Below are 26,368 nucleotides of genomic sequence, written 5' to 3'. Positions count from 1 at the left end.
GCGACGGAATTAGGGTGGCCAGGTGACCTTGCAGCACGCGCGTGAACTCGACGAAGCCGATCCGCTCTACCCGTTCCGGGACCGCTTCCTGCCCGCCGACGAGAAACTGGTCGCCTACCTCGACGGCAACTCGCTGGGCAGGCCACCGCGCGCCGCGCTCGACCGGCTCGAGGCGCTGGTCCGCGAGGACTGGGCCGGGCGCTTGATCCGCGGCTGGTCGGACGGCTGGACGGACCTGCCCACCCGGCTCGGCGACCGCCTCGGTGAGGTGGTGCTGGGTGCCGGTCCCGGGCAGGTGGTGCTCGGCGAGTCGACCTCGGTGTGGCTGTACAAGCTGCTGCGCGCGGCGCTGGCCCTACGGCCCGGACGGCGCGAGATCGTGACCGACCGGCACAACTTCCCGACCGATCGCTACCTGGTCGAGGGCATAGCCGAGGAGCTCGGCTGCCGGATCCGCTGGGTGGAAGCCCCGCTCGAGGGCGGGCCGACGGTGGACCAGGTGGCCGAGGCGATCGGGCCGGACACCGCGGTGGTGACGCTGAGCCAGGTCGACTACTGGTCCGCCCAGATCGCCGACCTGCCCGCGATCACGCGGCTCGCCCACGAGGCCGGGGCGCTGGTCGTCTGGGACCTCTGCCACAGCGCGGGCTCGATCCCGCTGTCGCTCGATGCCGACGAGGTGGACTTCGCGGTCGGCTGCACCTACAAGTTCCTCTGCGGCGGACCCGGCTCGCCCGCCTTCGCGTACGTGCGTCGCGAGCTGGCCGAGCAGGTGCGCCAGCCGATCTGGGGCTGGTTCGGCCGGAAGGACCTGTTCGAGATGGGGCCCGGCTACGAACCGGCGGACGGGGTGCGGCGCCTGCTCTCGGGCACGCCGCCGGTGGTCGGGCTGGCGGGCGTCGAGGCCGGGGTCGAGCTGATCGCCGAAGCGGGCATGCCGCGGATCAGGGCCAAGGCGATGGCGCTCACCGAATTCACCGTCGAACTCTTCGACGACTGGCTCGCACCACTCGGCTTCGCGCTCGGCTCACCTCGCGACCCGGCGATCCGCGGTGGTCACGTGACGATCCGGCGTGCCGACGCGCGGGAACTCTCGGCCGCGCTCATCGAGGCGGGGGTGCTGATCGACTTCCGCGCACCCGACGGCATCCGGCTCGGGCTCTCCCCGCTGACCACCGGGTTCGAGGAGCTGTACCGGGCGGTGGAGGTCATCCGGGACCGTGCTCGGTGACCACCGCGGTGACCAGCTCGGCCGGCGTCACGTCGAAGGCCGGGTTGAACACCGGGGCGCCCACCGGCGCGGTCCGGACTCCGCCCCAGGTGGTCACCTCCTCGGCGGCGCGTTCCTCGATCTCGATCAGCTCGCCGCTCGGGGTGCTCGTGTCCACCGTCGACGACGGCGCCACGACCACGAACGGGATGCGGTGGCGGGCGGCGGCCAGCGCGAGACCGTAGGTGCCGACCTTGTTGGCCACGTCGCCGTTCGCCGCGATGCGGTCCGCGCCGACGACCACGCAGTCGACCAGGCCGCGGGCGATCGCCGACGCCGCCGCGACGTCGGGCAGCACGCGGTAGGGCACGCCGGCCTCGGCCAGCTCCCACGCGGTCAGCCGCGCGCCCTGCAGTAAGGGGCGCGTCTCGTCCACCAGCACGTACTCGACCTGGCCCGCCGCGTGGAGGTGCCACACCACGCCGAGCGCGGAACCCCAGCTCACGGTCGCGAGCCTGCCCGCGTTGCAGTGGGTGAGCAGCCGCAGCGGTCGTCGGGCGCATTCACGCAGGATCAGCTCGGCAGCATGCCCGGATGCTTCGCGGCACAGCTTCTCGTCCTCGTTGAGCAGCGTGAGCGCTTCCTCGAGCACGGCGTCCGCACCCGAGGGCAGCTTCGCCAGCGCCCGCCGCACACCCCACGCCAGGTTCACCGCCGTCGGCCGGGCTTGCGCCAGCCTCTCGGCCTCGCGCTCGACGTCCTCGGCGCGCTCGTGGTGCCGAGTCGCGAGCGCGACCCCGAGCGCACCGGCCGCACCCAGCGCCGGGGCACCCCGGATCGCCAGGCGCTGGATCGCGTCGATCAGCTCGGTGACGGTCTCGAGTCGCAGCATCCGGTGCTCACCGGGCAGCGCGCACTGGTCGACGATGACCACTGCGCCCTCGCTCCAGTCGATAGTGCGTTGATCAGCGGACCCCATGAGCCGAGGCTATCCCGCCCGCCGCCTTCGACGGAGGACTTCGCGCCGGACCGAAAATCAGATGAGCCCCGCCAGTGCCGCGGTCAGCGGCAGCACCGCGACGATCAGGATCGCGCCGCAGACGTCGAAGGTGATGCCCGACCGGATCATCCGCGTGATCGGCACCGTGCCGGAGCCGTAGACGATCGCGTTCTGCGGGGTGGCGACCGGCAGCATGAAGCCGAACGAGGCGCCGAAGGTCGCGGCGAGCGCGGGCATCAGCGGGTCGATCCCGGCCGCCGCCGCGATCGGGATGACGATCGGCACCACCACCGAGGCGGCCGCGGTGTTGCTCGTCGCCTCCGAGATCAGGATCGCCAGCAGCACCGCGAACAGCATGATCGGCAGGGAACTGGCCAGGCCGAGCGTGCTCGACGTGGACTCCCCGATGGTCTTCGCCAACCCGGTCGCGGCGAGCAGCGAACCGAAGATGATGCCCGCGCCGAAGAGCATGATCGTGCCCCAGTCGATGCGCGCGGCGTCCGACCAAGTCAGCGTGAACTTGCGGCGCTTCCACTCCACGGGAAGCAGGAACAGCAGCGACGCGCCCAGCACCGCGACGACGCCCTCGTCGAGCCGGTCGCTGACGGTCTTGGACAACGCCGAGTCGTTGCCCGCGATCAGGCCGACGACCGCGGGCACGATCCACAGCGTCACCGTGAACGCGAAGGCGATCAGCGTGTTCTTCTCCGAACGCGACAGCGGCCCCATCTTCGCCCGCTCCTCGGCGACGTACTCGCGCACGCCCTCGATGCGGCGGATCTCCGGCCGGTTCAGCAGCAGGAGCACGACCCCGAGCACCACGAACATCAGCAGGCAGAGCGGCAGCGCGGAGATCACCCACTGGAGGAAGGAGATCCGGACGCCGGTGGCCTCCTCGATCTGGGCGCGCCCGATCAGGTTCGGCGGCGAGCCCACTGGCGTGAGCAGGCCGCCGACGCTGGCCCCGTAGGCGAGCATGAGCATCAACGCGGTGCCCACGCGCAGCCGTCGCGGGTCGAAGTCGGCCGCGACCACGCCGCGGTCCTGCATCAGCTTCGCGATCACGGTGAGAATGCCCAGCGCGGTCGGCAGCAGCATGGCCACGGTCGCGGTGTTGGAGACGAACGCCGAGAGCACGCAGGTGATCGCGCCGAAGGCCAGGATGATCCGGGTGGTCGAGCTGCCGACTCCGGGCAGAGACAGCACCCGGAAGGCGAACCGCCTGGCCACGCCGTGCTTCAGCATCGCCTGCGCGATCACGAACGCGCCGATGAAGGTGAAGATGGTCGACGAGCCGAACGGCTTCAGCACGTCGTCCACCGGAGCTACGCCGAGCAGCACGGTGGCGGCGATCCCGATGAACCCGGAGACCGGCAGCGGGAGCGGCTCGCACACCCAGAGCACGACCACGCCGAGCAGGATCCCGGCGAGCGTCTGCTGGTTACCGGCCAGGTCGAGCGGCAGCAGCAGGAAGACCACGGTGACCAGCGGCGCCAGCCACAGCCCGGTGGTCTTCCGCCGTCGTTCGAAGCGCTCCTCACCGGCGGAGAGGCGTTCCGAGCCGAGGCTCTCGCGATTGGCCCTGAGCAGGACGTCTTCGACGTCGGTGACCGACGGCTTCGTTGCCATGCCGGATATTGAAGGGCGGCCGCCGGGGTGTGTCCAAGACCACTTCGCTACCAGAGTGGTAGGCAATACCTATCAGGTGGAGTCGGCTCGCGGCAGGAGGCCGGATGGACGCACGGCAGTTGCGCTATTTCCTCGCGATCGTCGACGAACAGGGGTTCAACCGCGCCGCCGAACGGCTGCACCTGGCCCAGCCCTCGCTCTCGCAGGCGATCCGCACCCTCGAGCGCGACCTCGGGGTCGAGCTGTTCCACCGGATCGGCAGGCGGGCGGTGCTCACCGAGGCCGGGCACGCGCTGATCGAACCCGCCCGCCAGGTGCTCCGCGACCTGGACACCACCAGGTCGACCGTGCGCTCGGTAGCCGGCCTGCGGACCGGGCGGGTGGAGGTCGCGTCGATGCCGTCGCAGTCGGTGGAGCCGCTCAGCGCCATGGTCACCCGGTTCCACGAGCGGCACCCCGGGATGCTGGTGGTGATCCAGGCCTGCTTCACCCCGCAGTCGGTGGTCGACGCGGTGCGTGGTGGCAAGGCGGAGGTCGGCCTGCTCGGTGCCGCGGACGACGTCGCGATGCCGGGCGTCCGCGTGCACCGGGTGGAACAGCAGCCGTTCGTGCTGGTCGCGCCGCCGGGTTCGGAGCTGGGCAGCGACGGACGGGTGCGCCGGGAGGAGCTGGCCGGGGCGAAGGTGATCGCCGCGCCGCTGGGCAACCGGATGCGCCACGTGGTCGACGAGATCCAGGCCGCGGGCGTCGACCTGCGGATCGTGGTGGAGACCGCGCACCGCGAGGCGATCCTGCCGCTGGTGCTCAACGGCGTGGGCGTGGCGGTGATGACGCAGTCGTGGGCGTGGATCGCGCGCCGGGCCGGGGCGCGGGTGCTCGACCTGGACCCGCCGTCGAGCCTGCGGATCTCGCTCGTCCACCGGCGGGGCAGGCTCACGCCCGGTGCGCACGACTTCGTGGCGACAGCACTCGGTGATCAACTCGGCAAAGAGGGTGGCGAATAGATAGGCAAGCCCTACCAGGTGGATCATTGATCGGTCTTGGACGGTGGCGGGCGGGCGCTTGTTTGATGGCGGCATGAAGACCTTCCGCATCGCCGCCATCCCCGCCGACGGTGTCGGCCGCGAGGTGGTCGCCGCCGGTCGCGACGTGCTGGACGGGCTCGCCTCCGGTGGGGACTTCGCCTTCGACTGGACGGAATTCGACTGGGGCTGCGACTACTACCACCGCACCGGCCGGATGATGGCCGAGGACGGACTCGACCAGCTCAAGGGCTTCGACGCGGTGTACTTCGGCGCGGTCGGCTGGCCGTCGGTGCCCGACCACGTCAGCCTCTGGGGCCTGCGCCTGGCCGTCTGCCAGGGCTTCGACCAGTGGGCGAACGTGCGGCCGGTGCGCTTCCTGCCCGGGGTGACCAGCCCGCTGCGCAAGGCAGGCGAGGTCCCGCTGGACTGGGTGGTGGTCCGGGAGAACAGCGAAGGCGAGTACGCCGGGCTCGGCGGGCGCAACCTGGCCGCGCGCGGGCCGGGCAACGAGGTCGCGATCCAGTCCTCGCTGTTCACCGAGGCGGGCTGCGAGCGGATCATCCGGTTCGCCTTCGAACTGGCCGCGACCCGCGAACGCAAGCACGTGACCAGCGTGACGAAGAGCAACGCGCAGCAGTTCGGCATGGTGCTCTGGGACGACGTGTTCCGCCGCGTCGCCGCCGAGTACCCGGACATCGAGAGCGACAGCTGCCTGGTCGACGCCATGGCCGCGCGGTTCGTACTGCGGCCGGAGGACCTGTCGGTGGTGGTCGCCTCCAACCTGCATGCCGACATCCTGTCCGACCTCGGCAGCGCGCTCGTCGGCAGTCTCGGCCTGGCGACCAGCGCGAACCTGAACCCGGAGCGCCGCTTCCCGAGCATGTTCGAGCCGGTGCACGGCTCGGCCCCGGACATCGCCGGCCAGGGGATCGCGAACCCGATCGGCGCCATCGGCAGCGCGGCGCTGATGCTCGGCCACCTCGGCCTGCACGACGAAGCCGCGCGCCTGGACCGCGCGATCGAGGCGACCACGGCGGCCGGGGTCCTGCCCCGCGACCTCGGCGGCGGGGCGAGCACCAAGGAAATCACTTTGGCGGTGATCGACTCCCTCGGGTAGGAACGGCCCGGTGAGCATTCTCCGGACAAATCCCCCGGCCCTGCACGTCCCGCCCGGCTACCACCACGTGACCGTCACCGAGCCCACCCGGCTCGTCTTCCTCGCCGGGCAGTGCCCGCTCGACGCCGAGGGCGCCACCGTCGACGGCGGCCTGCTCGCCCAGGTCGACCAGGTGGTGGCGAACACGCTCACCGCACTGGAGTCCGCCGGCGCGGGCCCGGCCGACGTGGTCCGGACGGTGATCTACGTGGCCACCACCTCGGCCGACGAGCTGTCCGCGGTCTGGGACCGGCTCAACGCCTCCGCCCTCGCCGAGGCCTTCACCACCGCGAGCACCCTGACCGGGGTCACCGTGCTCGGCTACCCCGGCCAGCTCGTCGAACTGGACGTCACCGCTGCCCTGGGAACAAGCTCCGCGCGATGATCTCGCGCTGCACCTCGGAGGCGCCCTCGTAAATACGGGGCGCGCGAACCTCGCGGTACAGGTGTTCCAGCAGGTGCCCGCGCTCGAGGGCGCGGGCACCGTGGACCTGGATCGCGGCGTCGACCGCCTGCTGCGCGGTCTCGGTGGCGAAGAGCTTGGCCATCGCGGCCGCCGACGCGACCTCGGAGCGGCCCTCGTCGTAGGCGGCGGCCGCGTCGTGTACCAGGAGGCGGGCCGCCTTGAGCCGGGTCGCGACCTCGGCCAGCGAGTGCGACACCGCCTGGAAGTCGTGCAGCCGCTTCCCGAACGCCTCCCTGGCACCGGCATAGGCCACGGCGGCGTCGAGCGCGGCCTGGCCCATGCCCACCGCGAAGGCGCCGACGCTGGGCCGGAACAGGTTCAGCGTGCCCATCGCCACGCGCATGCCGCGACCGACCTCCCCGAGCACGTGGGTCCGCGGCACGAAGACGTGGTCGAACACCAGTCGTCCGATCGGGTGCGGCGACAGCAGCGGGATCGACTCCCCGCTGAGCCCGGGTGACGAGCCGGGCACGCAGAAGGCCGTGATGCCGCGCGACCCCGCGTCGCCGGTTCGCGCGAACACCGTATAGACGTCGGCGTCGGGCGCGTTGGAGATGTAGACCTTCTCGCCGTTGAGCCGGTAGCCGTTGCCGTCCGGGGTCGCTTGCAGCGCCAGCGAGGCCACGTCGGACCCGGCGCCCGGCTCGGTCAGCGCGAACGCGGCGACGGCCTCACCGGCGGCGACCCGCGGGATCCACTCGTCGACCACCTCCGGCCTGCCCGCCGACAGGATCGGGTACGAGCCCAGCCCCTGCACCGCGAACGCGGTCTCCGCCTCGGTGCAGTGCCGGGCCAGGCCCTCGCGCAGCAGGCACAGCACCATCGCGGTCACCGGCCGGTAGCCCGCCTGATCGCGCACGAACACCAGGTCCAGCAGGCCGTGCTCGGCCAGCGCGCGCACCAGCGGCCGGTTGATCCGGCCGTCCTCGCGTGCCAGCGCGCGCAGTTCCTCGCCGACCTGCTCGGCGCGGGCCAGCAGATCACCCATCGGTGATCACCGCCGTGCCGACCAGTTCGAGCTTCGCCGCCGGATCGAACAGCTCGGCCACGCCGAGCAGCGCGATCGCCGGGTAGTGCCGGCCGAAGTGCTTGCGGTACAGCGGGGCCAGCTCCTTCAGCGCCGCCCGGTAGGCGGGCAGGTCCGTCACGTAGAACAGCAGCGACACCAGGTCGGAGGGCTGCCCACCGGCCGCCCGCAGCGCCGCGGCGACGTTCCCGGCGGCCACGTCGAACTGTTCCACGATCGTGTCGCCGACGATCTCGCCGTCGCGGCCCTGCGCGGTCTGCCCGCCGAGGTACACCGTGCGCCCGGGCGCGGCCACGACCGCGTGCGCGAAGCCGACCGGCTCCGCCAGCTCCGGCGCCACCACGATCCGGTGCGCGCTCACCGACCCGTCCACTGCGGACTCCTTCCCGCCGTCCACGCGCGGTAGAACTCGCCGTGGTCCTTGCTGGTCATCAGCAGCGCCTGGGTCATCGCCTCCAGCTCGATCGAGCTGCCGAGGTCCATGTCGAGTTCCCTGGTGAGCAGCACCTTGGTGGTCGAATACGCCAGCGCCGGGCCATCGGCCAGCCGCCGGGCCAGCTCGGTGACCGCGGCAGGCAACTCCTCGTCGTCGACCACCTGCGAGGCGAGCCCGATCTGCTCGGCCTTCTCGGCGCGGATCTTGTCGCCGAGCATCAGAAGCTCGGTCGCGCGCCCGAGCCCGACCACGCGGGGCAGCAGGTAGGCCGAGCCCATGTCCGCCCCGGCGAGTCCGACCTTGGTGAACAGGAAGGCGAACGCGGCCGAGCGCGCCATCAGGCGGAAGTCGCTGGCCAGCGCGATCACCGAGCCGGCACCCGCGGCGATCCCGTTGATCGAGGCGATCACCGGCAGCGGGCACTCGCGCAGCGCCTTGACCACCGCGCCGGTCATCCTGGTGAACTCCAGCAGCTGCGCGGTCTCGAACTTCTGCAGCTCGCCGATGATCTCCTCGACGTCCCCGCCCGAGCAGAAGCCGCGCCCCTGCCCGGCGATCACCAGCACCTTCGCGTCACCGCGGTGCGGCAGTTCGGCGAGCAGGTCGCGCAGGTCGGCGTAGACGTCGAAAGTCAGCGCGTTGAGCTTCTCCGGCCGGTTCAGCGTGACGGTGGCCACGCCGTCGGTCACCTCGAAGTCGAAATGCGCCCACTGCCCGGTGAAGCCGGGCGAAGCGCGGAACGGGCTCATAGCTGGATTCCACCTCCGTCGAGAACGATGGTCTGCCCGTTGACCGCGGCAGCCTCGGGTGCGGCGAGGAAGGCGACCGCGTGGGCCACCTCCTCGGGTTCGAGCAGGCGCCCGAGCGGGGACGCGGCGGCGAGCGCCGCCTCGGCCTGCGCCGCGTCACGCCCGGTCGAGTCGCGGATGCGCTCGATCGAGGTGCGGGTCATGTCGGTGCGCACGAAGGCCGGGCAGACCGCGTTCGAGGTGACCCCGGTGCCCGCGACCTCGGCGGCGACCGCCCTGGTCAGGCCCACCGCGGCGTGCTTGGACGCGGTGTACCCGGCGGTGTAGCGGTAACCGGCGTGCCCGGCGGTCGAGGCCACGGTGACGATCCGGCCGGAGTCCCGTTCGCGCATGCCCGGCAGCACGGCCCGCGTGCACAGGAACGCGCCGGTCGCGTTGACCTCGTGTTGTGCCTGCCAGTCCGCCAGCGAGGTGCGGGCCAGTGGCGCGCTCGTCGAGATGCCCGCGTTGTTGACCAGCACGTCGACCGGGCCGAGCCCGGCGAAGAAGGCGGTCACCGCGGCTTCGTCGGTCACGTCGCAGTCGGCGCGGCCCGGGGCGAGGACTTCGTCACCGGCGTCGGCGAACCGCGCGGCGATGGCGGCGCCGATGCCGCGGGTGCCGCCGGTGACCACCACGAGCCTGCTCATCGGGCCTCCGTTCGCAGCGCGCGGCGATCGAGCTTGCCGTTGGCCGTGCGCGGCAGCGTGTCCACAAAAACGATCTCGCGCGGGTACTTGTGCCCGGCCAGGCGCGCACGCGCGTACTCGCGCAGCTCATCCTCGGTGACGGTCCCGTTCCGCACCACGAATGCGCGGACCCGGGCGAGCCCGTCCTGTTCGTAGCCGAGCGCCGCGCATTCGACCACTTCCGGATGGCCCAGCAGGCAGTTCTCGATCTCGCTCGGCGCCACGAAGATGCCGCCGATCTTGAGCAGGTCGTCGGCACGGCCGTGGTGGGTGAAGAAGCCTTCGGCGTCGCGGCTGAACAGGTCACCGGAGCGCAGTGTGTCACCGTCGAAGGTGCGGGCCGACTTTTCGGTGTCGCCCCAGTACTCGCCGGCGATCGTCGGGCCGGTCACTTCGAGTGTGCCGATTTCCCCGTCCGGCAACGCGGTACCCGATTCGTCGATCACGCGTGCCGAATAGCCGGGCACTTCCCGGCCGAGGCTGCCCCGTTTGGCCGCACCCGGTCTGTTCGACAAAAAGATGTGGTACGCCTCGGAGGACCCGATTCCGTCGACGACCTCGACACCGAAGGTTTCATCCCATTTCCGGTGCACTTCGGCGGGCAGGGCCTCACCGGCCGACGTGCACAACCGCAGGCAGCTGAGATCCTGCTCGGCGGCCGCCGGATGGGCCAGCATCGCGCTCATCATCGTGGGCACGTTGACCAGGATCGTCGGCCGGTGCTCGGCGATCAGGCGGAACAGCAGCTCCGGGGTGGTGCGCTCGGGGAACACGATGCCGGAACCGCCGACCCCGAACGGGAACATCGCGACCAGGTCGCGGGCGTACCCGAAGAACAGCTTGGGCACGCCGAGCACCTTGTCGTCGGCGTTGATGCCGAGGATTTCCTTGGCGTACAACTCGAAACTGCGGATCGGGCTGCGACGGGTGTGCGTGCACGCCTTGGGCGCGCCGGTGCTGCCGGTGGTGAACTTCCAGATCGCCACCTCGTCGTCCGGGGTTTCGACGGGGTCGAGCTGGTCGGAGGCGTCTGCCAGCAACCTGTCCAGTGAATGCTCGCCCGGCCGCAGCTCGTCCTCGCCGACCCCGGCGACCACGAGGTTCCGCGCGCCGGCCTCGCGCAGCGGCCCCAATGTGGTGGCGTCGGCGATCACCACGACCGCCTCGGTGTAGTTCATGAAGTACGCGTAGTCCTTCGGCTGCAGGAAGGTGTAGACCTCGGCGGTGACCGCGGCGATCTTCTGCGCGCCGTACCACGCGGCGACGAAGTCGACACCGTCGTTCAACGCCAGCAGCACCCGTTGTCCACTTCGGATCCCCAGGGTGCGCAGGGCGTTTCCGGCGCGATTGCTCAGCGTGATGAGTTCGGCGTAGGTGACCGTTCGCTCCGGCGTGATCAGCGCCGTTCGCGAACCCTCGTTGCGGTCCAGGAAGTACGAGGTGATGTTCGAGTACATCAGCACGCCCCCTTCGCTTTCGCGCGAATGGTTTCGACGAGCATGGTGGTCAAGGTTTCGAAGGTTTCCGCGCCTTCTGCGGCGGTTGCTTCGGCCGGGGCACCGCAGTAGGCCGCGTTCATGCCCATGTCCCGGAAATCGGACTGACCGGCACGCATCGCCGAGGGCAGGTCGACCGGCACCGCGGGGAGTTCGCGCATGGCCGCGGTGTCGACGAGGTCCGGGCGATCGGCGAGCACCAGCGACGTCTCGTACCGCCCGGCATGGCACGAACCGCTCCGGAATTCGTCGGTGAGCCGCTCCGCGTTGCGGCGGCGCACCAGGTCGAGATAGGCGGCGCCCACCGACTCGGCCGCGCGGCGCAGCGTCGCCACGTGCTCGGGTTCGAAGTGGTTGTTCACGATCACCACGCGGTCCAGGCCCTGCTCGGCGAGTGCCCGGCACACGTCGGTGACCAGCGCGAACAGGGTCTCCGCGGCGATGTGCACCCCGCCGGCGAACCCGCGCGCGAACTGGGTCACGCCGTAGGGGAGCGCGGGCAGGATGAGCGCGCGCACCTCCGGATCACCGTCGAGCCGGCGAGCCGCGCGCTCGCACATGCCCTGCGAGATCAGCGGGTCGGTGCCGAGCGGGGCGTGCGGACCGTGCGGCTCCACGGCGCCGACCGGCAGCAGCAGCACCGGGGTGCGCGAGCCGGACCGCAGGCTGTCGACTTCGGGTGAGGTCAGCTCGGCGAAGTACATCTCAGGCCTCCACGTCGAGCAGGCACAGATCCGCGCGGCCGGCGGCAAGCACGGTGTTGACCTCGTCAGTGCTGGTCAGATGCCCGCCAACAAGCGTTGGCACGGCTGCTTCGGCGCGGATGCGGTCACTGAGCGCGGTGAGGAAGCCCCGCCGGTAGACCGGTCTGGTCTCGGCGACCGTCTGGCCCGCTTCGACGTGGATCATCGACGCGCCCGCCTCCGCGAAGGCACGCGCGTACGCCACGCCGTCCTCGATCGTCGCGCCTCGCGGAGCCCAGTCGGTGACGGTCAGCCGGACGACGAGCGGGCGTTCCTCCGGCCATGCCTCCCGGCACGCGCTGAGGACCTCGAGTGGGAAGCGCAGCCGGTCCTCGGCGGGATTGGTCAGTGGTGAGAGGAAGCTCGCGAGCAGTCTGCCCTGCGCGAAGTCCAGCTCGAGCAGGTCGAACCCGGCGGTCGCCGCCTCCGCGGCCGCCGAGGCGAAGTGATCGCGAATCCGCTTCAGGTCCGCCTCGTCGGCAGCCTTCGGCACCTGGCTCAACGGCCCGTACGACACTGCCGAGGCGGACAGCAGCGGCCAGGCTTCGTCCGGTGGCAACGGCACGTCGACGCCGAACCGCGCGGGCCGGGTCGCGCCCCGGCGACCGGCGTGCGTGAGGCACGCCATCGCCAGCGCGCCCGCCTCGTGCACCGCGTCGACCGGGTAGGAAGCGACGCCGACCTGGGTCTCCGGGGTGATCCGGCCGTCCTCGGACACCGCGATCGGCGCCGTGCGCACCAGCCCGGCACCGCGCGGGTCGCCGGTCACCACGAGCCGGTTCGGGATCAGCGCCTTGCCCAGCTGCAGGGGAGTGAGGAACGGCGGCGGGGCGAACAGCCGGTCCGGCTCGCCCGCGAAGTCGAGGTCGGCCCGCCGGACGAACTCCGGATCGCGCAGTGCCAGGTTCGCGTGGCTGATCCGCCCGCTGCGGGTGAGCAGGTTGACCGCGAACTGCCGGGGCGGCAGGCCGGTGTGGTGCCGGACGCGCTCGAAGTAGCCGGCGCTGTCGGCCGCGGCCTGCTGGAACCGGTCCACCATCGGCCGCCGCTCCAGTTCGTAGTGCACCAGCGCGGCCCGGATCGCGGCCCGGTCGTGGTGGCCGTGCCGCACGAACGCGTTGGCCAGCGAAACTGCGTCCTCCATGGCGAGCTTCGTACCGGAGCCGATGGAGAAGTGCGCGGTGTGCGCGGAGTCGCCGAGCAGCACCACGTTGCCGTCGCTCCACCGCCGGTTCCGGATGCGCGGGAAGCTGAGCCAGGCCGACTTGTTCGACAGCAGGCTGTGCCCCTCGAGGTCGCGGGCGAACAGGTCCTCGCAGAAGGCGATGCTCTCCTCGTCGCTCATCCGGTCCAGCCCGGCGGCCCGCCAGGTCGGTTCCGGGCACTCCACGATGACCGTGCTGGTGTGCTCGTCGAACGGGTAGGAGTGGGTCTGGATCAGGCCGTGCTCGGTCTCGGCGAAGCTGAACCGGAAGGCGTCGAGCACGAGGTCCGTGCCGTACCAGATGTACTTGCAGCCCTGCGGGGTCGAGCGCGTGCCGAAGTCGCGCGAGCGCCGCAGCACGCTGTTCACCCCGTCGGAGGCGACCACCAGATCGGCTTCCGGAAGCTCGGCCGGATCCTCGATGCTGGTCTCGAACCGCAGTACGACGCCCAGTTCGCGGCAGCGTTCCTGCAGGATGGCGAGCAGTTTCTTGCGGGCGATGGCGGAGAAGCCGTGCCCTCGCGAGCGCAGCACCTCGCCCCGGTAGCGGATGTCGATCGCGTCCCAGCGCGCGAAGGTGTCGGTGATCCGCAGGAAGGTGGCGTAGTCGGCGTCGCGCAGTTCGCCGAGCGTCTCCTCGGAGAAGACCACGCCCCAGCCGAAGGTCGCGCCCGGCGCGTTGCGCTCGAAGATCTCGATCTCGTGCGCTGGATCGGCCCGCTTGAGCAGGATCGACAGGTACAGCCCGGCCGGCCCGGCACCCAGTACGCAGACCTTCATGCCAGCACCTCGGCCAGCCGGTCGACCTCGTCCAGGTCGGCGACAGTGGGGAAGAGGATCAGCTCGTCACAACCCTCGGCCGCGTACCCGCGCACGAAGTCCTTGATCGCGCGGGCGCTGGTCAGGTTGGCCGCGGCGATGGTCTCGGCGAACGGGCCGGTGAAGGCGTAGTAGTCGCGCAGGTAGGCGGAGCCGCGGTCCGGGTCGCCGAGCGCGAAGTAGCCCTGGCCCCAAAGCTTCGGCCTGCCGGGACGGCCGAGGTCGTGCCAGGCGGCGCGAGCCCTGGTCGCGGCGGAGGCGAAGGCGCGGGGCGGGCCGCCGCCGTGGGCGAACCCGTCGGCGTAGCGCGCCATCCTGGCGAAGGCCGCGCCGCTGCTGCCGCCGACCAGCAGTTCGATGTCGGTGTTCTCCGTTCGGAGGTGCGCGAGTTGCGCGGACAGGCGTTCGCCTCGGGTGTGGTGGTCGGCCTCGGCGGCGGTGTAGTCGTCGCGCCGGGCCCCGACGCCGAGCCCGAGGGTGAACCGGCCGTCGCTCAGCCGCGCCACCGAATCCGCCTGCTTGGCCAGCATCGCGGCGCTGCGCAGCGGGCCGATGGCGATGTTGGTGGCCAGGCGCACCCGCTCGGTGACCGCGGCCGCCGCGGCCAGCGCAGCGAACGGCTCGACGCTGTCGTAGACCAGCCGATCCAGCACGGCGACGGTGGAGAACGGGCCGTCGTCGGCCCGGCGTGCCCACTCGGCGAGCAGCCGCCCGGTCGCGTCCGGCGTGGTGTTCGGCAGTCCGATTCCGACCTTCATCGAAATCAACCTACACGGCAGCCTGGTGAGGTGTATAGAGTCGGACGGGTGGACCCCGCTGCCTTCGAACCCGCTCCCCAGGAGCTGGTGATGACCCTGCTCGGCGGGTACGTCGAACCGCGGCGCACCCGTCAGGTGTGGTCGGGCGGGCTGGTCGCGCTGCTCGCCGAACTCGGCTTCTCCGAGGGCGCGGCCCGGATCGCGCTGACCCGCGTGGTCCGCCGTGACCTGCTCGAACGGCACAAGGACGGCAGGCGCGTCTACTACCGGCTGACCCAGCGCACGCTGTCCGTGCTGGAAGACGGTGACCGGCGGATCTTCTCTCTCGGGCGCACGACTCCGCGCGCCGGCGACTGGACCGTGCTCTGGCACCAGATCCCGGATGACCGCCGCGTCGCCCGCGAGCGGCTGGTGCGGCGGCTGCGCTTCCTCGGCTTCGGTTCGGTGCAGGACGGCACCTGGCTGGCGGCGCACGATCGTGAGCAGGAGGTGCTGGACCTGCTGCGCGAGCTGGAGGTGACCGCGCACGCCGGGCTCATGCTCGGCAAGCCGTCGACCGGGCTCGACATCGGCGTGTTCGCCGCGCGAGCCTGGGACCTCGACGACCTGGCCGCCCGCTATCGCGCCTTCGTCGCCGAGTTCGAGGGCTACGCCGACGAGCGGGCGCGTGCCGCGCTCGACGACGCGGCCGCGTTCGCCCTGCGCACGCGGCTGCTCCACATCTTCCGGGAGTTCCCGGCCAGGGATCCGGAGCTGCCGGGGGAGATCGTGCCGGCACCGGCCGCGCGCGCCCGGGCGGTGGCGTTGTTCCATGACCTGCAGGCGGCCTTGGCACCCGCCGCGCAACGACACTTCGACGAGGTGACCACCCCATGACCGAGCCGACCGCGAACAACGCGGCCCTGACCTACACCTCGTACCTGGCGCTGGACGAGGTCCTCAATGCGCAGCGCCCCCGCTCCGAGGAGCACGACGAACTGCTGTTCATCGTCATCCACCAGGTCTACGAGCTGTGGTTCAAGCAGATCCTGCACGAGCTGGGCGAGCTGCAGCGGCAGCTGGAGGCGGGCGCGACCGCGCACGCGGTGCGCTCGCTGCGCCGGGTGCTGACCATCTTCAAGGTGATCGTCGCGCAGATCGACGTGCTGGAGACGATGACGCCGAGCCAGTTCACCGGGTTCCGGGCGCGGCTGGACGCCTCGAGCGGCTTCCAGTCGGCGCAGTTCCGCGAGCTGGAGACGGTGCTCGGCCGCCGGGACGACCGCGCGGTGGCCCACCACCCGCCCGGCGAGGCGCGGGACCGGGTCACCGCGGCCATGGCGCGGCCGTCCGTGTTCGACTCGTACGTCAGCTACCTGGCCAAGTGCGGGTACGACGTGCCGTCGGGCCGGGACCTCACCAAGCCGCTGGAGCCGTCGCAGGAGCTGCAGGACGTGCTGCTGAAGGTCTACAAGGACGACGGCGGGCCGTCGACGATCGCCGAGCACCTGGTCGACCTCGATGAAGGGGTGCAGGAATGGCGGTACCGGCACGTGAAGATGGTCGAGCGGACCATCGGCGACAAGACCGGCACCGGTGGTTCCTCGGGGGCGCGCTACCTGCGGGAGACCCTGTTCCGGCCGATGTTCCCGGACCTGTGGGCCGTGCGGAGCCGGCTGTGAACCCGCTCGCCGCGCACTACCGCCGGTTCCGGGTGGACGAGCGGCTGCTGCTCTCGGCGCATTCGCACCAGGCCTGGCCGGACGTCGCGCTGGAGGGGCAGGTCGAGGCCTTCGAGGATGCCGCACTCGAGGTCGACGCGAAGTGGGATCGGGCGTTCGCGAAGGCGGACGAGGTGCGCGCCGCGTTCCGGGGCTGGCTGGGTGATCCGGCGGCCGAGCTGGCGCTCGGGGCGAACACGCACGAGCTGGTGATCCGCCTGCTGTCCGCACTCGACCTGCGATCGCGACCTCGCGTGGTGACCACCGACGGCGAATTCCACACGCTGCGGCGCCAGCTCGCGAGGCTGGCCGAGACGGGGGTCGAGGTGGTGCGGGTGGCGGCCTCACCAGTGGAGTCACTGGCCGGGCGCCTCGCTGCCGAAGTCGACGACCGAACGTGCGCGGTATTCGTCTCTAAGGTGCTGTTCGAGACATCGCGCATCGTATGCGATGTGCAATCTGTGGCTGAACGCTGCGCTTCGCGTGGTGCCGAGCTGGTGGTCGACGCGTACCACGCACTAGGTGCGGTGCCGTTCTCGATGGACGGGCTCGGTGAAGCCTGGATCGTGGGCGGCGGCTACAAGTACCTCCAGTTCGGCGAGGGCAACTGCTTCCTGCGGGTCCCGCCGCACGCCGCCGAGCTGCGGCCGATCGTGACCGGGTGGTTCGCCGAGTTCGGCGCCATCGCCGACGCGCGGCGTCCCGGCGCGGTCGCCTACGCGGCTGGTGCCGACCGGTTCGCAGGCGCCACCTACGACCCGACCAGCCACTACCGGGCCGCCAGGGTGGCCGCCTTCTTTGTCGAGCAGGGGCTGACCGCCGAGCGGCTCCGGGAGATCTCGCTGCGGCAGACCACCCGGCTCGCGGACCGGTTCGACGCGCTGGACCTGCCGCCTTCGCTGATCACCCGCGAGCAGCTGCCCAGAGAGGAGTTCGGCGGGTTCCTCGCGCTGCGGAGTCCGCGGGCCGGGGAGTTCTGCGCCGAACTGGAGAGGCGCGGGGTCCGGACCGACAGCCGCGGCGAATACCTCCGCTTCGGCCCCGCCCCCTACCTGGCCGACGCCCAACTCGACGCCGCCATGGCAGCACTCGGCGAGGTCTGCGCCTAAGCAGGCGAGCCGGACGGTCAAGCCGCTCGCCTGAGCCAGGCAGGTGAGCTGCGCGGCTTAGGTAGGCGGCCGAGCTGAGCGGTGGGTCGGCCGGGACGGGTGGCCGGGCAAGGCGCGGCCGGGCCAGGCAACCGGGCCGGGCGGGGCAACAGGATCGGGCGGCGGGGCCAGGCGACGCATCGGGCGGGAGGGTCAGGCCACGAGGTCAGGCGACGGGCGGCAAGGAGATCCGGTCGCGACCGGAGCGCTTGGCGGTTTGCAGGGCGAGGTGCGCCTCGCCGACGAGTTCGCGTAGGCCGGTGCCCAGGCCGGGGTGGTGCACGCCGACGCCGATGGAGCTGGTCAGCTCCTCGATGACCACCGTATGGCCGATCGCGGATCGCACGGTGACCACGATGGTCCTTATCCTGGTACGTATGTCCCGCGCGACCGAGAGTCCCTGTTCGAGCCGGGTCGCGGGCAGGAGCACGAGGAACTCGTCCCCGTCGTGCCCGCCGAACCGGCCGAGGACGTCGCCGTCGCGCACGGTGTTCCGCAGTGCGAGGGCCACCGAAGTCAGCACCGTGTCCCCGGCGAGATGACCATGCGCGTCGTTGATGGCCTGGAACCGGTCCAGGTCGACCAGCAGCACCACCCCCGGCCGGTGGGCCAGCCCCTGGAGGGCATGCCCGGCCTGGTGGTCCCACTCCCAGCGGCCCGGCAGGCCGGTGAGCCGGTCCATCGCGCGGTAGCCCAGCGGTTCACCGCATTTCTCGCAGCACAGGCCACGATCGGCGGTGCGCACGGCGCCGGGCACGGTGGCAGCGGATCGATCACGTCCGCTTGTACTCACATACAGTGTCCGGCTGCTACCCTCTTTCGCATCAGTCAATCCGGTCACGCTCTGGAGACTAATGGGCGCGGACCGTGGTTTCAACTGATGCGAAGAAAACCAACGGGATGGACTTCTTCCTCAGTCCAAATGTGGAGAGGTGGACACGGTGGATCGGGGTAGCCGGAGCCTGGCGGACAAGCTCAACCACTTGTTCGCCAACCAGACACCGCGCAGCGGCCAGGAATACAGCAACGAGCACGTCGCGGCGACCATCTCGGACCAGGGCGAGGTCAAGATCTCGCAGAGCTACATCTGGCAGCTGCGCAAGGGCAAGAAGGACAACCCGACCTTCAAGCACCTCCAGGCGCTGGCCGGGTTCTTCGGTGTGCCCGCCAGCTACTTCTTCGATGACGCGGTCACCGATAGGGTCGACAGGCAACTGGCGGAGCTGAAGTCCGAGCAGGCGCGCCTCAACGAGATCGCGGGCAGCAGCGACGCGCAGCTGATGGCGATGCGGGCGGGGGAGCTTTCGCCCGAGCGCCGCCGCCTGGTGATGGAGCTGCTCAACGTCGTCTATCGCGAGGAGCAGGCCGCCCGAGCCGACACGGAGGAGTGATCCGGTGCGCGAGCGAGCGTTACGCCGGCAGTGCAGGCAGCTGCTGAACGAACTGGACATCCGCCCGCCGCTGGACGTGACCGAGCTGTGCCGCAAGGTGGGTGAGCGCCGGGGCAAGCCGATCCGGCTGATCGCGCACGCCATCCCGGTACCCGGTCCGTTCGGCGTCTGGATCACCACCCAGTCCGCCGACTACATCCTCTACCAGCAGGAAACCAGTAAGGCCCACCAGGGCCACATCATCCTGCACGAACTCGGCCACATCCTGGCCGGGCACCACAGCGACGAGGGCGACGACGCGCTGCTCGCCGAGCTGTATCCCGACGTGGAGCCCAACGCGCTGCGCGAGCGGTACCCGGATCTGGAGTCCGACGCGGTGCGCCGCGCGCTGCGCCGCACCTCCTACGACACCGAGCACGAGCGCGAGGCGGAGACCGTCGCGACGATCATCCTCGAATGGGCCTCGGTGCTCGACCGGGTCGCGCCGGGTGCGAACGCGCCTTCCGCCCGCCGGATGGAGGCCGCGCTCTCCGACCGGTTGGGGTGGCTGTGAGCGCCGGACTGATCGCCTACGGTGTCGTCGCGGTCGCCGCGCTGACCTGGCTGCTGATCCGGCTGGTCCGCTCGCCCCGCTCGGCCCCGCTGTGGTGCGTGACGATCGCCGTCGGCTGCCTGGCCGTCGCCTACCCGTTCGGCCTGATCGCCGGGGAGAACCAGATTTTCCTCGGCCTGCCGCCGATGGTGTCGCGGCTGATCCAGCACGGAATCCTGCTGGTCGCGGTCAACTGCCTGATCTCGTTCTTCCTCTTCTCCGCGCTGGACCAGCGCGAGGCGCTGCGCAAGACGACGCGATACTTGATCCCGCTGGCCGTCGCCGAGGTGGTGCTGATCGTGGCTGCGGCGATCACGCCGGCGGGGGTGGCCACGAACGACCACTCGGTGACCGGGGTGGCGTTGTTCTTCGTCACCGCCGACGCCTACATGGGGCTCGGCTTCGGCCTCGCGGCGCGCTGGGCGTTCAAGTCCGCGAAGGGCGCCGAGCGCAGTGTGCGGCGCGGGCTGCGGCTGGCCGGGATCGGCATGTCGATGATCGTGATCGCGGACTGCCTGTTCATTCCGGCGGTGATCCTGCGCTGGCTGGGCATGGCCGCCGCGCCGGGTGCCGACGGCACGGCGCAGACCTCGATCGGCTCGATCGGCGCGATGTTCTTCCTGCTGCCCGGCATCGTGATCTTCCTGATCGGCTTCATCTACCCGGCCGCCGCGCGGAAGCTGGCCGCGGCCGGGGTGTGGCTGCACCACCGCCGGATGTACCGGCGCCTCGGCCCGCTGTGGACCGTGCTGCACCAGGAGTTCCCGGAAGACGCGCTCAGCCGCGTGCCGTCCAGCCGCTGGCGCGACGCGCTCAGCGTGACCGGCGTGCACCGCCGCTACTACCGGCGCGTGATCGAATGCCGGGACGGGCTGGTGCGCATCAGCCCCTACCTGGCTGACCTGCGGGAACAGCCGGTGACGCACGAGAACCTCGCGGACAAGCTGAAGGAGGCGCTGCGCACCCGGTCCACCGGCGACCCGGTGCCGAAACAAGCGGTGCCGGTGGCGATGCCCGCGGCCGAAGGGCTGGACGCCGACGTCCGCGAATTGGCTGCCCTCTCGCGCGCATTGCAGGCGAGCCGATGACCCACGCGCTGATCATCGGTGGGGGCATCGCCGGTCCGGTGACCGCGATGGCCCTGCGCAAGGCGGGCATCGAGTCGGTGGTCTACGAGGCCTACCCGACCGGTGCCGACGACGTCGGCGCGTTCCTCACGTTGATGAGCAACGGCCAGGACGCCCTGCGCGCGATCGGCGTGCACGAGCAGGTGGCCGACCAGTCCTTCCCCGCGTCGAAGGTGGAGTTCCTCAGCGGGACCGGCAAGTACCTCGGCGAGGTGCCGCTGCGGCGCGAGGGCGTGCTCGGGCCGCGCACCCTCAAGCGCGCCACGCTCTACCGCGTGCTCCAGGACGAACTGGCCGCGCGCGGAATCCGGATCGAGCACGGCAAGCGGCTCACCGGCGCGCGCAACACCTCCGACGGCGGGGTGGTCGCCACCTTCGCCGACGGCGACCAGGCCAAGGGCGACCTGCTGATCGGCGCCGACGGCATCCACTCGGTCACGCGCACCCTCATCGACGAGACCGCGCCCCGGCCGCGGCACCTCGGCAACACCACCATCTGCGGGTACGCCGAGAACGCGCCGTCGCCGGCTCCGGACGGCAGCTATCGGATGATCTACGGCAAGCGCGCCTTCTTCGGCTACGTCACCGCGCCGAACGGCGAGACCTGGTGGTTCACCAACGCGCCCGGTGCCGAGCTGAGCAAGGCCGACCTCGCCACCATCGATGCCGAGGAGTGGAAGGCCAGGGCGCTGGAGCTGTTCGCCAAGGACAACACGCCTGCCTCGGACATCGTGCGCGCCACCGGGTCCGACGTGACCGCGAGCAACGCGTACCACATCCCGTCCACCCCGGTCTGGCACACGGGCTCGATGGTGATCCTCGGCGACGCCGCGCACGTGGCCGCGCCGAACGCCGGGCAGGGCGCGTCGATGGCCGCCGAGGACGGGGTCACGCTGGCGCGCTGCCTGCGGGACGTGGCGCAGATCGGCGACGCCTTCCGCGCCTACGAGGGACTGCGGCGCGAGCGCGTGGAACGCGTGGTGGCGACCAGCGCCCGCATGGGCGGCACCGCGGTGCCGGGCCCGCTCAAGCGCATGGTGCGCGACGCGGTCCTGCCCCGGGTGCTGAAGAAGGGGCCGCGCAACAACGCCGACTGGCTCACCAAGCACCACATCGATTGGGAGGCTCGCGTCTCCCTCGACGACGCCGTGGCCACCAACTAGGCACCGCGCGCTCTCAGCGCAGGCCGTCCAGCAGCGGGAGCAGCGCGGCGGGGTCCTCGACGTGGGCGTTGTGCCCGAGGCCGGGCAGCACCACCGGGTCCGGCACGAGTTCGCGCAGGTGCTCGGCTTGGCACATCGGGTCGCGCTCGCCCGCGGCCAGCACCACCTTGCCGCCGGCCGCGGCGAGCAGGCCACGCATGTCGGGTGCGCCGACGCTGAACGCACCCTGGTCGAGCGCCACTCGCCAGCCGTCGTCGTCGGGGACCACGCCCGCGCTCACCGCCTCCAGCGGCACCAGCCCGACCAGTCCGGAAACCTTGAGCCAGCGATCCGCCGCCTCCTCCCGGGTGGCGAACACGCGCGCGGGCTTCGCCGCCACCGCGGCCGCCTTCGCCAGGTCGTCCTCGCTCCAGCTGACCTTGATGCCGAGCCCGCACGCGGCCGGGACCGGCGCGCCGAACCAGCCGCTGGCCAGCGTCAGCGCCACCACGCCGCCGAGTGAGTGCCCCACGACGGTCACCTCACCGCTGACCGACTTCGCGATCGCGGCGGCGAGTTCGCCGAAGGAGTAGGAGGCCAGTGGGGCCGAGCGGCCGTGCCCCGGCAGGTCCGGCACCACCCAGTTCCACTCGCGGGGAAGCCGGTCGGTGAGGCCCTGCCACACCTCGCCGGTCGCGCCCAGCCCGTGCAGCAGCAGAAGCGTTCGATCCCCAGTACCACCACGACGCACGAACAGTTCACCGGTCATGCCGGAGATCCTGCCATCGGAGCGCGTCACCGGTCCGCCACTCCGGCGAGTCGCTTGGTCAGCATCATGCGGAAAGCAGGCACCTTCGCCAGCGCAGACAGCACCGCGTTGCGCACCGGCCGCGCCATCGGGCTCGCGGTCGCCAGCCGGGTCAGGCGTCCGGCGAACTTCACCACTTCCTCGGCCTTCGGCCGCTGGGTCGCGGCGTACTCGTCGAGCAGGCTCTCCGTACCGCCCTTGACCACCGCGCCCAGTGCCTCGCCCAGTGCGACCGCGTCCCGCAGGCCGAGGTTCATGCCCTGACCACCGGCCGGGCTGTGCACGTGCGCGGCATCCCCGGCCAGCAGGACGCGGCCGGCGCGGTACCGGTCGGCGACCCGATGATGCACGCGGAACCGCGAGCCCCAGACGACCTCGGCGATCCGCGCGGTGCCGGCTGCGGGGCCTCGCCGGTCGAGCAGGTCCTGCACGAAGGTGAGGTCCGGCTCCTCAGGCGGGTTCGCTACCTCGGCCACGATGCGGAACGAGCCGTCGGGCAGCGGGGCCGAGACCACCATGCCCGCCCCCGAGAAGAACAGCACGACCTCGTCGCCGGGCAGGCCACCGTTGCCGCCGTCTTGCAGCCGCACGTCGGCGAGGGTGAACGTTTCGCCGGCGCTGTCCTTGCCGAAGCCGATGCCGCTGAGCTCGCGCACCGCGCTCCGCATGCCGTCGGCACCGACCACGTACCGCGCGGTGATGCGGTGCTGCCCGTCCACGGTCGCGACCACACCGTTCGCGTTCTGGTCGAGCGCGGTGAGCCGGTGCGGGCGCAGCACCTCGCCGCCGAGTTCGACGAACCGCTCGAGCAGCACGCGCTCGGTGGTCGGCTGCGGAACCATGAACAGCGTCCGGTACGGACTCGGGACCTGGTCGAACTCCAGCGGCACCAGCACGCGGTCGCGGTCGCGGATGGTGAACCGGCCGGCGCGCAGCGACAGCCCGGCGAGCCGGTCCGCGACGCCGAGCCGGTCCAGCGCCTCCATCGTGCGCGGGTGGACCACGGCGGCGCGCGAGGTGTTCGCGCCCTCCGCCTGCTGGTCGAGCACCGTCACCTCGACGCCTTGCTGGGCCAGGCTCACCGCCGTGGCCAGGCCGACCGGACCTGCACCGACCACCAGCACCTCGGTCTGCTCGGGAATCATTTCGGGCCGCCTCTCTCGAAGTCAACAACTGTTGGCCAACGCCTGTTGGCAAAGCTAGTCCGCGTAGTGCTGGCATGTCAACAGGTGTTGGCCTACGGTTGTTGGCATGAACGAAACGGCACGCCGGTCTGACCGGACAAAAGAGGTGATCCTGGCGGCGGCGCGCGAGCGCTTCGCCAAGGACGGTTACGAGCGCGCGACCATCCGGGCGATCGCCGCGGACGCGCGGATCGACCCGTCCATGGTGATGCGCTACTACGGCAACAAGGAGCGCCTGTTCGCCGCGGCCGCCGAGTTCGACCTCCAGCTGCCTGCCCTGACCGAGGTGCCGCGTGCGGAGGTGGGCAAGGCGCTGATCGCACACTTCCTCGACCGCTGGGAGAACGACGACACGCTGAAGCTGCTGCTGCGCTCGGGCGCCACCAATCCGGCCGCCGCCGAGCGCATGCAGCAGATCTTCGCCTCCCAGCTGCTCCCGGTGATCATCATGCTGGAGCCGCCGGACAACCAGTTCGCCGCGCGGGCCGGGCTCATCGCCAGCCAGGTGCTCGGGCTCGCGCTCTGCCGGTACGTGCTGGCGCTGCCGCCGGTGGTGGACATGGACCGCGCGGCGATCATCGCGTGGGTGGGGCCGGTGCTCCGCCGATACCTGGTCGAGCGTGCTTGAACTCTGGTGAAACACCCCCTTGGCGTTGGGGATCTTCCCCCTCTACGGTTCTCGTTGGGACCCTCCGGCCGCGGGAAAGACCTTCCCGGCGGACGTGATCCCGGTTGCAACCGAACCCCGCGCGTGCCACAAGCCACGTGCCGGTGCCAACGAAGGAGTCACCACCGTGACGGACGGTGTATTCGGCCGGGATACCGGTCATGAACAGGTCGTTTTCTGCCATGACAAGGCCAGCGGTCTCAAGGCCATCATCGGCATCTACTCCACCGCACTGGGGCCTGGCCTCGGCGGAACCCGGTTCTACCCCTACCGCACCGAAGCCGAAGCGCTCGACGACGTGCTCGCACTGTCGAAGGGCATGGCCTACAAGAACGCGCTCGCCGGGCTCGACCTCGGCGGCGGCAAGGCCGTCATCATCGGCGACCCGGCCACGGTGAAGTCCGAGGCGCTGCTGCGGGCCTACGGCCGCTTCGTGCAGTCGCTCAACGGCCGCTACATCACCGCCTGCGACGTGGGCACCTACGTGCAGGACATGGACGTCGTCGCCCGCGAGACCCGGTTCGTCACCGGCCGCTCGCCCGAGGACGGCGGTGCCGGTGACTCCTCGGTGCTCACCGCGTTCGGTGTCTTCCAGGGCATGCGCGCCTCGGCCGAGCACCTGTGGGGCAGCCCCGACCTGGCCGGGCGCCGGGTCGGCGTGGCTGGCGTCGGCAAGGTCGGTTACCTGCTGGTCGGGCATCTGATCGAGGCGGGTGCGCGGGTGGTGATCAGCGATGTCTCGGCTGCCGCGATCGAGCGCACCAGGGCCAAGCACCCCGAGGTCGAGGTGGTCGGCAGCGCCGACGAGCTGATCCGGGCCGAACTCGACGTGTTCGCGCCGTGCGCGCTGGGTGGCGCGCTGAACGACGAGACGGTGCCCGAGCTGCGGGCCAAGATCGTCTGCGGCGCGGCGAACAACCAGCTCGCCCACCCCGGCATCGACAAGCTGCTCGACGACCGCGGCATCCTGTTCGCCCCGGACTACCTGGTCAACGCCGGTGGCGTGATCCAGGTCAGCGACGAGCTGCACGGGTTCGACTTCGCCAGGGCCAAGCGCAAGACCGCGCAGATCTTCGACACCACGAAGTCGGTGTTCCAGCTGGCCGAGGCCGAGGGCGTGCCCGCGGCCACCGCGGCCGACCGGCTGGCCGAGCGCCGGATGACCGAGATCGGCGGGCTCCGGGCTATACATCTGGGGTGATCGAAAAGCATTTCGAGGCGGCGGGCGTGCGCGGATGGCTGCACGCCCGCCGTCTTGACACCGGGGCCGAGTGCGGATGGGGTGCCGACGAGCCGGTGGTGCTGGCCTCGGTGGTGAAGGTGCCGCTGGTGCTGGAGTTCGCCCGCCAGGTGGCGGCCGGGCAGCTCGACCCGCGTGACCGCGTGCGCATCGGCGCGCGCGACCGGCTCGGCGGGTCCGGGACCGCGGGGTGCGCGGACGACGTGGAGCTGAGCCTGCGGGACGCGGCCTACTTCGCGATGACGGTCAGCGACAACACCGCGGCCGACGTGCTGTGCGACCGGGTCGGCCTGGACAACGTGCGCTCGCTGGTACGCGAGCTGGGGCTGGCGCGCACGCGGATCGCCGGTGCCCCGCGCGACATCGTGGCGTCGATGATCGAGGACGCGGGCGGCGCCGAGCGGTTCGCCGAGCTGTTCCGCACTTTCTCGGCGGACCGCGTGCTGGCGATGCGCGCGCTCGACCCCGGCTGGACGAACGCGAGCACGCCTCGCGAAATGACCGCGTTGCTCGGCCACCTGTGGACCGACCAGGGGGAGCCCGCGGCCCAGGTGCGGCAGTGGATGGGGCAGCAGGTCTTCTGGAGCCGGCTCGGGGGCGCGTTCCCGCCGGAGGCGCGGGTGTGGGGCAAGACCGGCACGCTGCCGTGCATCCGCAACGAGATCGGCGTGGTCGAGTACCCGGACGGCGCGCGGTTCGCGGTCGCGGTGTTCACCCGGTCGGCGTTGCTGGTGCAGCGGCAGCCCGCGGTCGAGCAGGCGATCGGCGCGGCGGCGGCCGCGGCGGTCGGGAAGCTGCGCGGTCGGGATGGTCAGCAAGGTCGGGGCGATCAGCAGGGCTGGGATGGTCGGGATGGCCAGCACGGTCGCGATGGTTGGGGCGGTTAGCGTCAGGGCGGTCAGCGGGGTCAGCGGGGTCAGCGG

Annotated in this window: 27 protein-coding genes; 14 read left to right on the top strand and 13 right to left on the bottom strand. The window is 71.3% G+C overall.

The window, feature by feature from the left end; genetic code table 11:
• The first annotated feature begins 22 nt into the window (after positions 1 to 22).
• A complete protein-coding gene (locus tag YIM_RS39975) occupies positions 23 to 1,231 on the top strand; it encodes a kynureninase (protein WP_153035306.1) in 1,209 nt (402 codons plus the stop codon).
• Here YIM_RS39975 and mtnA read toward each other — a convergent pair.
• Complete coding sequence (gene mtnA, locus YIM_RS39970) at positions 1,209 to 2,189, bottom strand: S-methyl-5-thioribose-1-phosphate isomerase (RefSeq protein WP_153035305.1); 981 nt, start codon at positions 2,187 to 2,189, stop codon at positions 1,209 to 1,211. The two genes, YIM_RS39975 and mtnA, sit on opposite strands and share 23 nt — an antisense overlap.
• Before the next feature lie 57 nt (positions 2,190 to 2,246).
• Entirely contained in the window at positions 2,247 to 3,839 is a 1,593-nt protein-coding gene (locus tag YIM_RS39965; RefSeq protein ID WP_153035304.1) for a DASS family sodium-coupled anion symporter, read from the bottom strand.
• A 104-nt stretch (positions 3,840 to 3,943) separates the two neighbouring features.
• On the opposite strand from YIM_RS39965, the gene YIM_RS39960 reads away from it, so the two are divergent.
• From YIM_RS39960 to YIM_RS39950, 3 genes are all read left to right on the top strand, one after another.
• Positions 3,944 to 4,843: a LysR family transcriptional regulator gene (locus YIM_RS39960; RefSeq protein WP_153035303.1), complete on the top strand. Its 900-nt coding sequence runs from the start codon at positions 3,944 to 3,946 to the stop codon at positions 4,841 to 4,843.
• A gap of 73 nt (positions 4,844 to 4,916) precedes the next feature.
• The gene (locus YIM_RS39955; RefSeq protein ID WP_153035302.1) at positions 4,917 to 5,981 is read left to right on the top strand and encodes a tartrate dehydrogenase; all 1,065 of its coding nucleotides are present in this window, start codon (positions 4,917 to 4,919) and stop codon (positions 5,979 to 5,981) included.
• 10 nt (positions 5,982 to 5,991) lie between these two features.
• Positions 5,992 to 6,405, top strand: a complete 414-nt coding sequence (locus YIM_RS39950) for a RidA family protein (RefSeq protein WP_153035301.1) — start codon at positions 5,992 to 5,994, stop codon at positions 6,403 to 6,405.
• Here YIM_RS39950 and YIM_RS39945 read toward each other — a convergent pair.
• The 8 genes from YIM_RS39945 to YIM_RS39910 are packed head-to-tail and all read right to left on the bottom strand — an operon-like array spanning position 6,371 to position 14,446.
• Positions 6,371 to 7,474: an acyl-CoA dehydrogenase family protein gene (locus YIM_RS39945; RefSeq protein ID WP_153035300.1), complete on the bottom strand. Its 1,104-nt coding sequence runs from the start codon at positions 7,472 to 7,474 to the stop codon at positions 6,371 to 6,373. The genes YIM_RS39950 and YIM_RS39945 overlap by 35 nt on opposite strands.
• The gene (locus tag YIM_RS39940) at positions 7,467 to 7,886 is read right to left on the bottom strand and encodes a RidA family protein (RefSeq protein WP_153035299.1); all 420 of its coding nucleotides are present in this window, start codon (positions 7,884 to 7,886) and stop codon (positions 7,467 to 7,469) included. Before YIM_RS39940 ends, YIM_RS39945 begins: the two co-directional genes overlap by 8 nt.
• A complete protein-coding gene (locus YIM_RS39935) occupies positions 7,871 to 8,698 on the bottom strand; it encodes an enoyl-CoA hydratase family protein (RefSeq protein WP_153035298.1) in 828 nt (275 codons plus the stop codon). The genes YIM_RS39940 and YIM_RS39935 overlap by 16 nt, the downstream gene beginning before the upstream one ends.
• Positions 8,695 to 9,387, bottom strand: a complete 693-nt coding sequence (locus tag YIM_RS39930) for an SDR family NAD(P)-dependent oxidoreductase (RefSeq protein ID WP_153035297.1) — start codon at positions 9,385 to 9,387, stop codon at positions 8,695 to 8,697. Before YIM_RS39930 ends, YIM_RS39935 begins: the two co-directional genes overlap by 4 nt.
• The gene (locus YIM_RS39925; protein WP_153035296.1) at positions 9,384 to 10,883 is read right to left on the bottom strand and encodes a benzoate-CoA ligase family protein; all 1,500 of its coding nucleotides are present in this window, start codon (positions 10,881 to 10,883) and stop codon (positions 9,384 to 9,386) included. Before YIM_RS39925 ends, YIM_RS39930 begins: the two co-directional genes overlap by 4 nt.
• On the bottom strand, positions 10,883 to 11,626 hold the full coding sequence (locus tag YIM_RS39920; RefSeq protein WP_153035295.1) for a creatininase family protein: 744 nt from the start codon (positions 11,624 to 11,626) through the stop codon (positions 10,883 to 10,885). Before YIM_RS39920 ends, YIM_RS39925 begins: the two co-directional genes overlap by 1 nt.
• Position 11,627: 1 nt before the next feature.
• Positions 11,628 to 13,649, bottom strand: a complete 2,022-nt coding sequence (locus tag YIM_RS39915; RefSeq protein ID WP_153035294.1) for an FAD-dependent monooxygenase — start codon at positions 13,647 to 13,649, stop codon at positions 11,628 to 11,630.
• Positions 13,646 to 14,446 carry an LLM class flavin-dependent oxidoreductase gene (locus YIM_RS39910; RefSeq protein WP_153035293.1) on the bottom strand — a complete coding sequence of 267 codons (801 nt, stop codon included), beginning with the start codon at positions 14,444 to 14,446 and terminating at the stop codon, positions 13,646 to 13,648. Before YIM_RS39910 ends, YIM_RS39915 begins: the two co-directional genes overlap by 4 nt.
• A 90-nt stretch (positions 14,447 to 14,536) precedes the next feature.
• On the opposite strand from YIM_RS39910, the gene YIM_RS39905 reads away from it, so the two are divergent.
• From YIM_RS39905 to YIM_RS39895, 3 genes are read left to right on the top strand one after another with little or no spacing between them, the layout of a single operon-like run.
• On the top strand, positions 14,537 to 15,322 hold the full coding sequence (locus tag YIM_RS39905; RefSeq protein ID WP_153037543.1) for a PaaX family transcriptional regulator C-terminal domain-containing protein: 786 nt from the start codon (positions 14,537 to 14,539) through the stop codon (positions 15,320 to 15,322).
• Positions 15,319 to 16,107: a tryptophan 2,3-dioxygenase gene (locus tag YIM_RS39900; protein ID WP_153035292.1), complete on the top strand. Its 789-nt coding sequence runs from the start codon at positions 15,319 to 15,321 to the stop codon at positions 16,105 to 16,107. The genes YIM_RS39905 and YIM_RS39900 overlap by 4 nt, the downstream gene beginning before the upstream one ends.
• Entirely contained in the window at positions 16,104 to 17,255 is a 1,152-nt protein-coding gene (locus YIM_RS39895; protein WP_153035291.1) for an aminotransferase class V-fold PLP-dependent enzyme, read from the top strand. The genes YIM_RS39900 and YIM_RS39895 overlap by 4 nt, the downstream gene beginning before the upstream one ends.
• 205 nt (positions 17,256 to 17,460) lie before the next feature.
• On the opposite strand, the gene YIM_RS39890 is transcribed toward YIM_RS39895, so the two are convergent.
• Positions 17,461 to 18,051 (bottom strand): GGDEF domain-containing protein, encoded by a 591-nt coding sequence (locus YIM_RS39890; protein ID WP_153035290.1) that lies wholly within the window; start codon positions 18,049 to 18,051, stop codon positions 17,461 to 17,463.
• A 184-nt stretch (positions 18,052 to 18,235) separates the two neighbouring features.
• Between YIM_RS39890 and YIM_RS39885 the strand changes: the two genes are divergently transcribed.
• Genes YIM_RS39885 through YIM_RS39870 form a run of 4 tightly spaced genes read left to right on the top strand, consistent with a single transcriptional unit; the run spans position 18,236 to position 21,567 of the window.
• Complete coding sequence (locus tag YIM_RS39885; RefSeq protein WP_153035289.1) at positions 18,236 to 18,685, top strand: helix-turn-helix domain-containing protein; 450 nt, start codon at positions 18,236 to 18,238, stop codon at positions 18,683 to 18,685.
• Positions 18,686 to 18,689: 4 nt separating this feature from the next.
• A complete protein-coding gene (locus YIM_RS39880) occupies positions 18,690 to 19,238 on the top strand; it encodes a hypothetical protein (protein WP_153035288.1) in 549 nt (182 codons plus the stop codon).
• Positions 19,235 to 20,365 (top strand): MAB_1171c family putative transporter, encoded by a 1,131-nt coding sequence (locus YIM_RS39875; protein ID WP_153035287.1) that lies wholly within the window; start codon positions 19,235 to 19,237, stop codon positions 20,363 to 20,365. The genes YIM_RS39880 and YIM_RS39875 overlap by 4 nt, the downstream gene beginning before the upstream one ends.
• Positions 20,362 to 21,567, top strand: coding sequence for an NAD(P)/FAD-dependent oxidoreductase (locus YIM_RS39870; protein WP_153035286.1), 1,206 nt, complete (start codon positions 20,362 to 20,364; stop codon positions 21,565 to 21,567). The genes YIM_RS39875 and YIM_RS39870 overlap by 4 nt, the downstream gene beginning before the upstream one ends.
• A 13-nt stretch (positions 21,568 to 21,580) precedes the next feature.
• On the opposite strand, the gene YIM_RS39865 is transcribed toward YIM_RS39870, so the two are convergent.
• Together YIM_RS39865 and YIM_RS39860 are read right to left on the bottom strand one after the other, a co-directional pair.
• Entirely contained in the window at positions 21,581 to 22,315 is a 735-nt protein-coding gene (locus YIM_RS39865) for an alpha/beta fold hydrolase (RefSeq protein ID WP_153035285.1), read from the bottom strand.
• Between the two features lie 26 nt (positions 22,316 to 22,341).
• Positions 22,342 to 23,499 carry an NAD(P)/FAD-dependent oxidoreductase gene (locus YIM_RS39860; RefSeq protein ID WP_153035284.1) on the bottom strand — a complete coding sequence of 386 codons (1,158 nt, stop codon included), beginning with the start codon at positions 23,497 to 23,499 and terminating at the stop codon, positions 22,342 to 22,344.
• Positions 23,500 to 23,605: 106 nt separating this feature from the next.
• Here YIM_RS39860 and YIM_RS39855 point away from each other — a divergent pair, with 106 nt between their 5' ends.
• From YIM_RS39855 to YIM_RS39845, 3 genes are all read left to right on the top strand, one after another.
• Entirely contained in the window at positions 23,606 to 24,166 is a 561-nt protein-coding gene (locus tag YIM_RS39855; protein ID WP_153035283.1) for a TetR family transcriptional regulator, read from the top strand.
• A gap of 166 nt (positions 24,167 to 24,332) precedes the next feature.
• Entirely contained in the window at positions 24,333 to 25,406 is a 1,074-nt protein-coding gene (locus tag YIM_RS39850) for a Glu/Leu/Phe/Val dehydrogenase dimerization domain-containing protein (protein ID WP_153035282.1), read from the top strand.
• On the top strand, positions 25,406 to 26,332 hold the full coding sequence (locus YIM_RS39845; RefSeq protein ID WP_153037542.1) for a serine hydrolase: 927 nt from the start codon (positions 25,406 to 25,408) through the stop codon (positions 26,330 to 26,332). The genes YIM_RS39850 and YIM_RS39845 overlap by 1 nt, the downstream gene beginning before the upstream one ends.
• Positions 26,333 to 26,368 lie beyond the last annotated feature (36 nt).

Origin of the sequence: Amycolatopsis sp. YIM 10, from assembly GCF_009429145.1 — a bacterium.
In the GTDB taxonomy this organism is placed as follows: Bacteria; Actinomycetota; Actinomycetes; order Mycobacteriales; family Pseudonocardiaceae; genus Amycolatopsis.
This window is presented reverse-complemented; position numbering and strand designations above follow the sequence as displayed.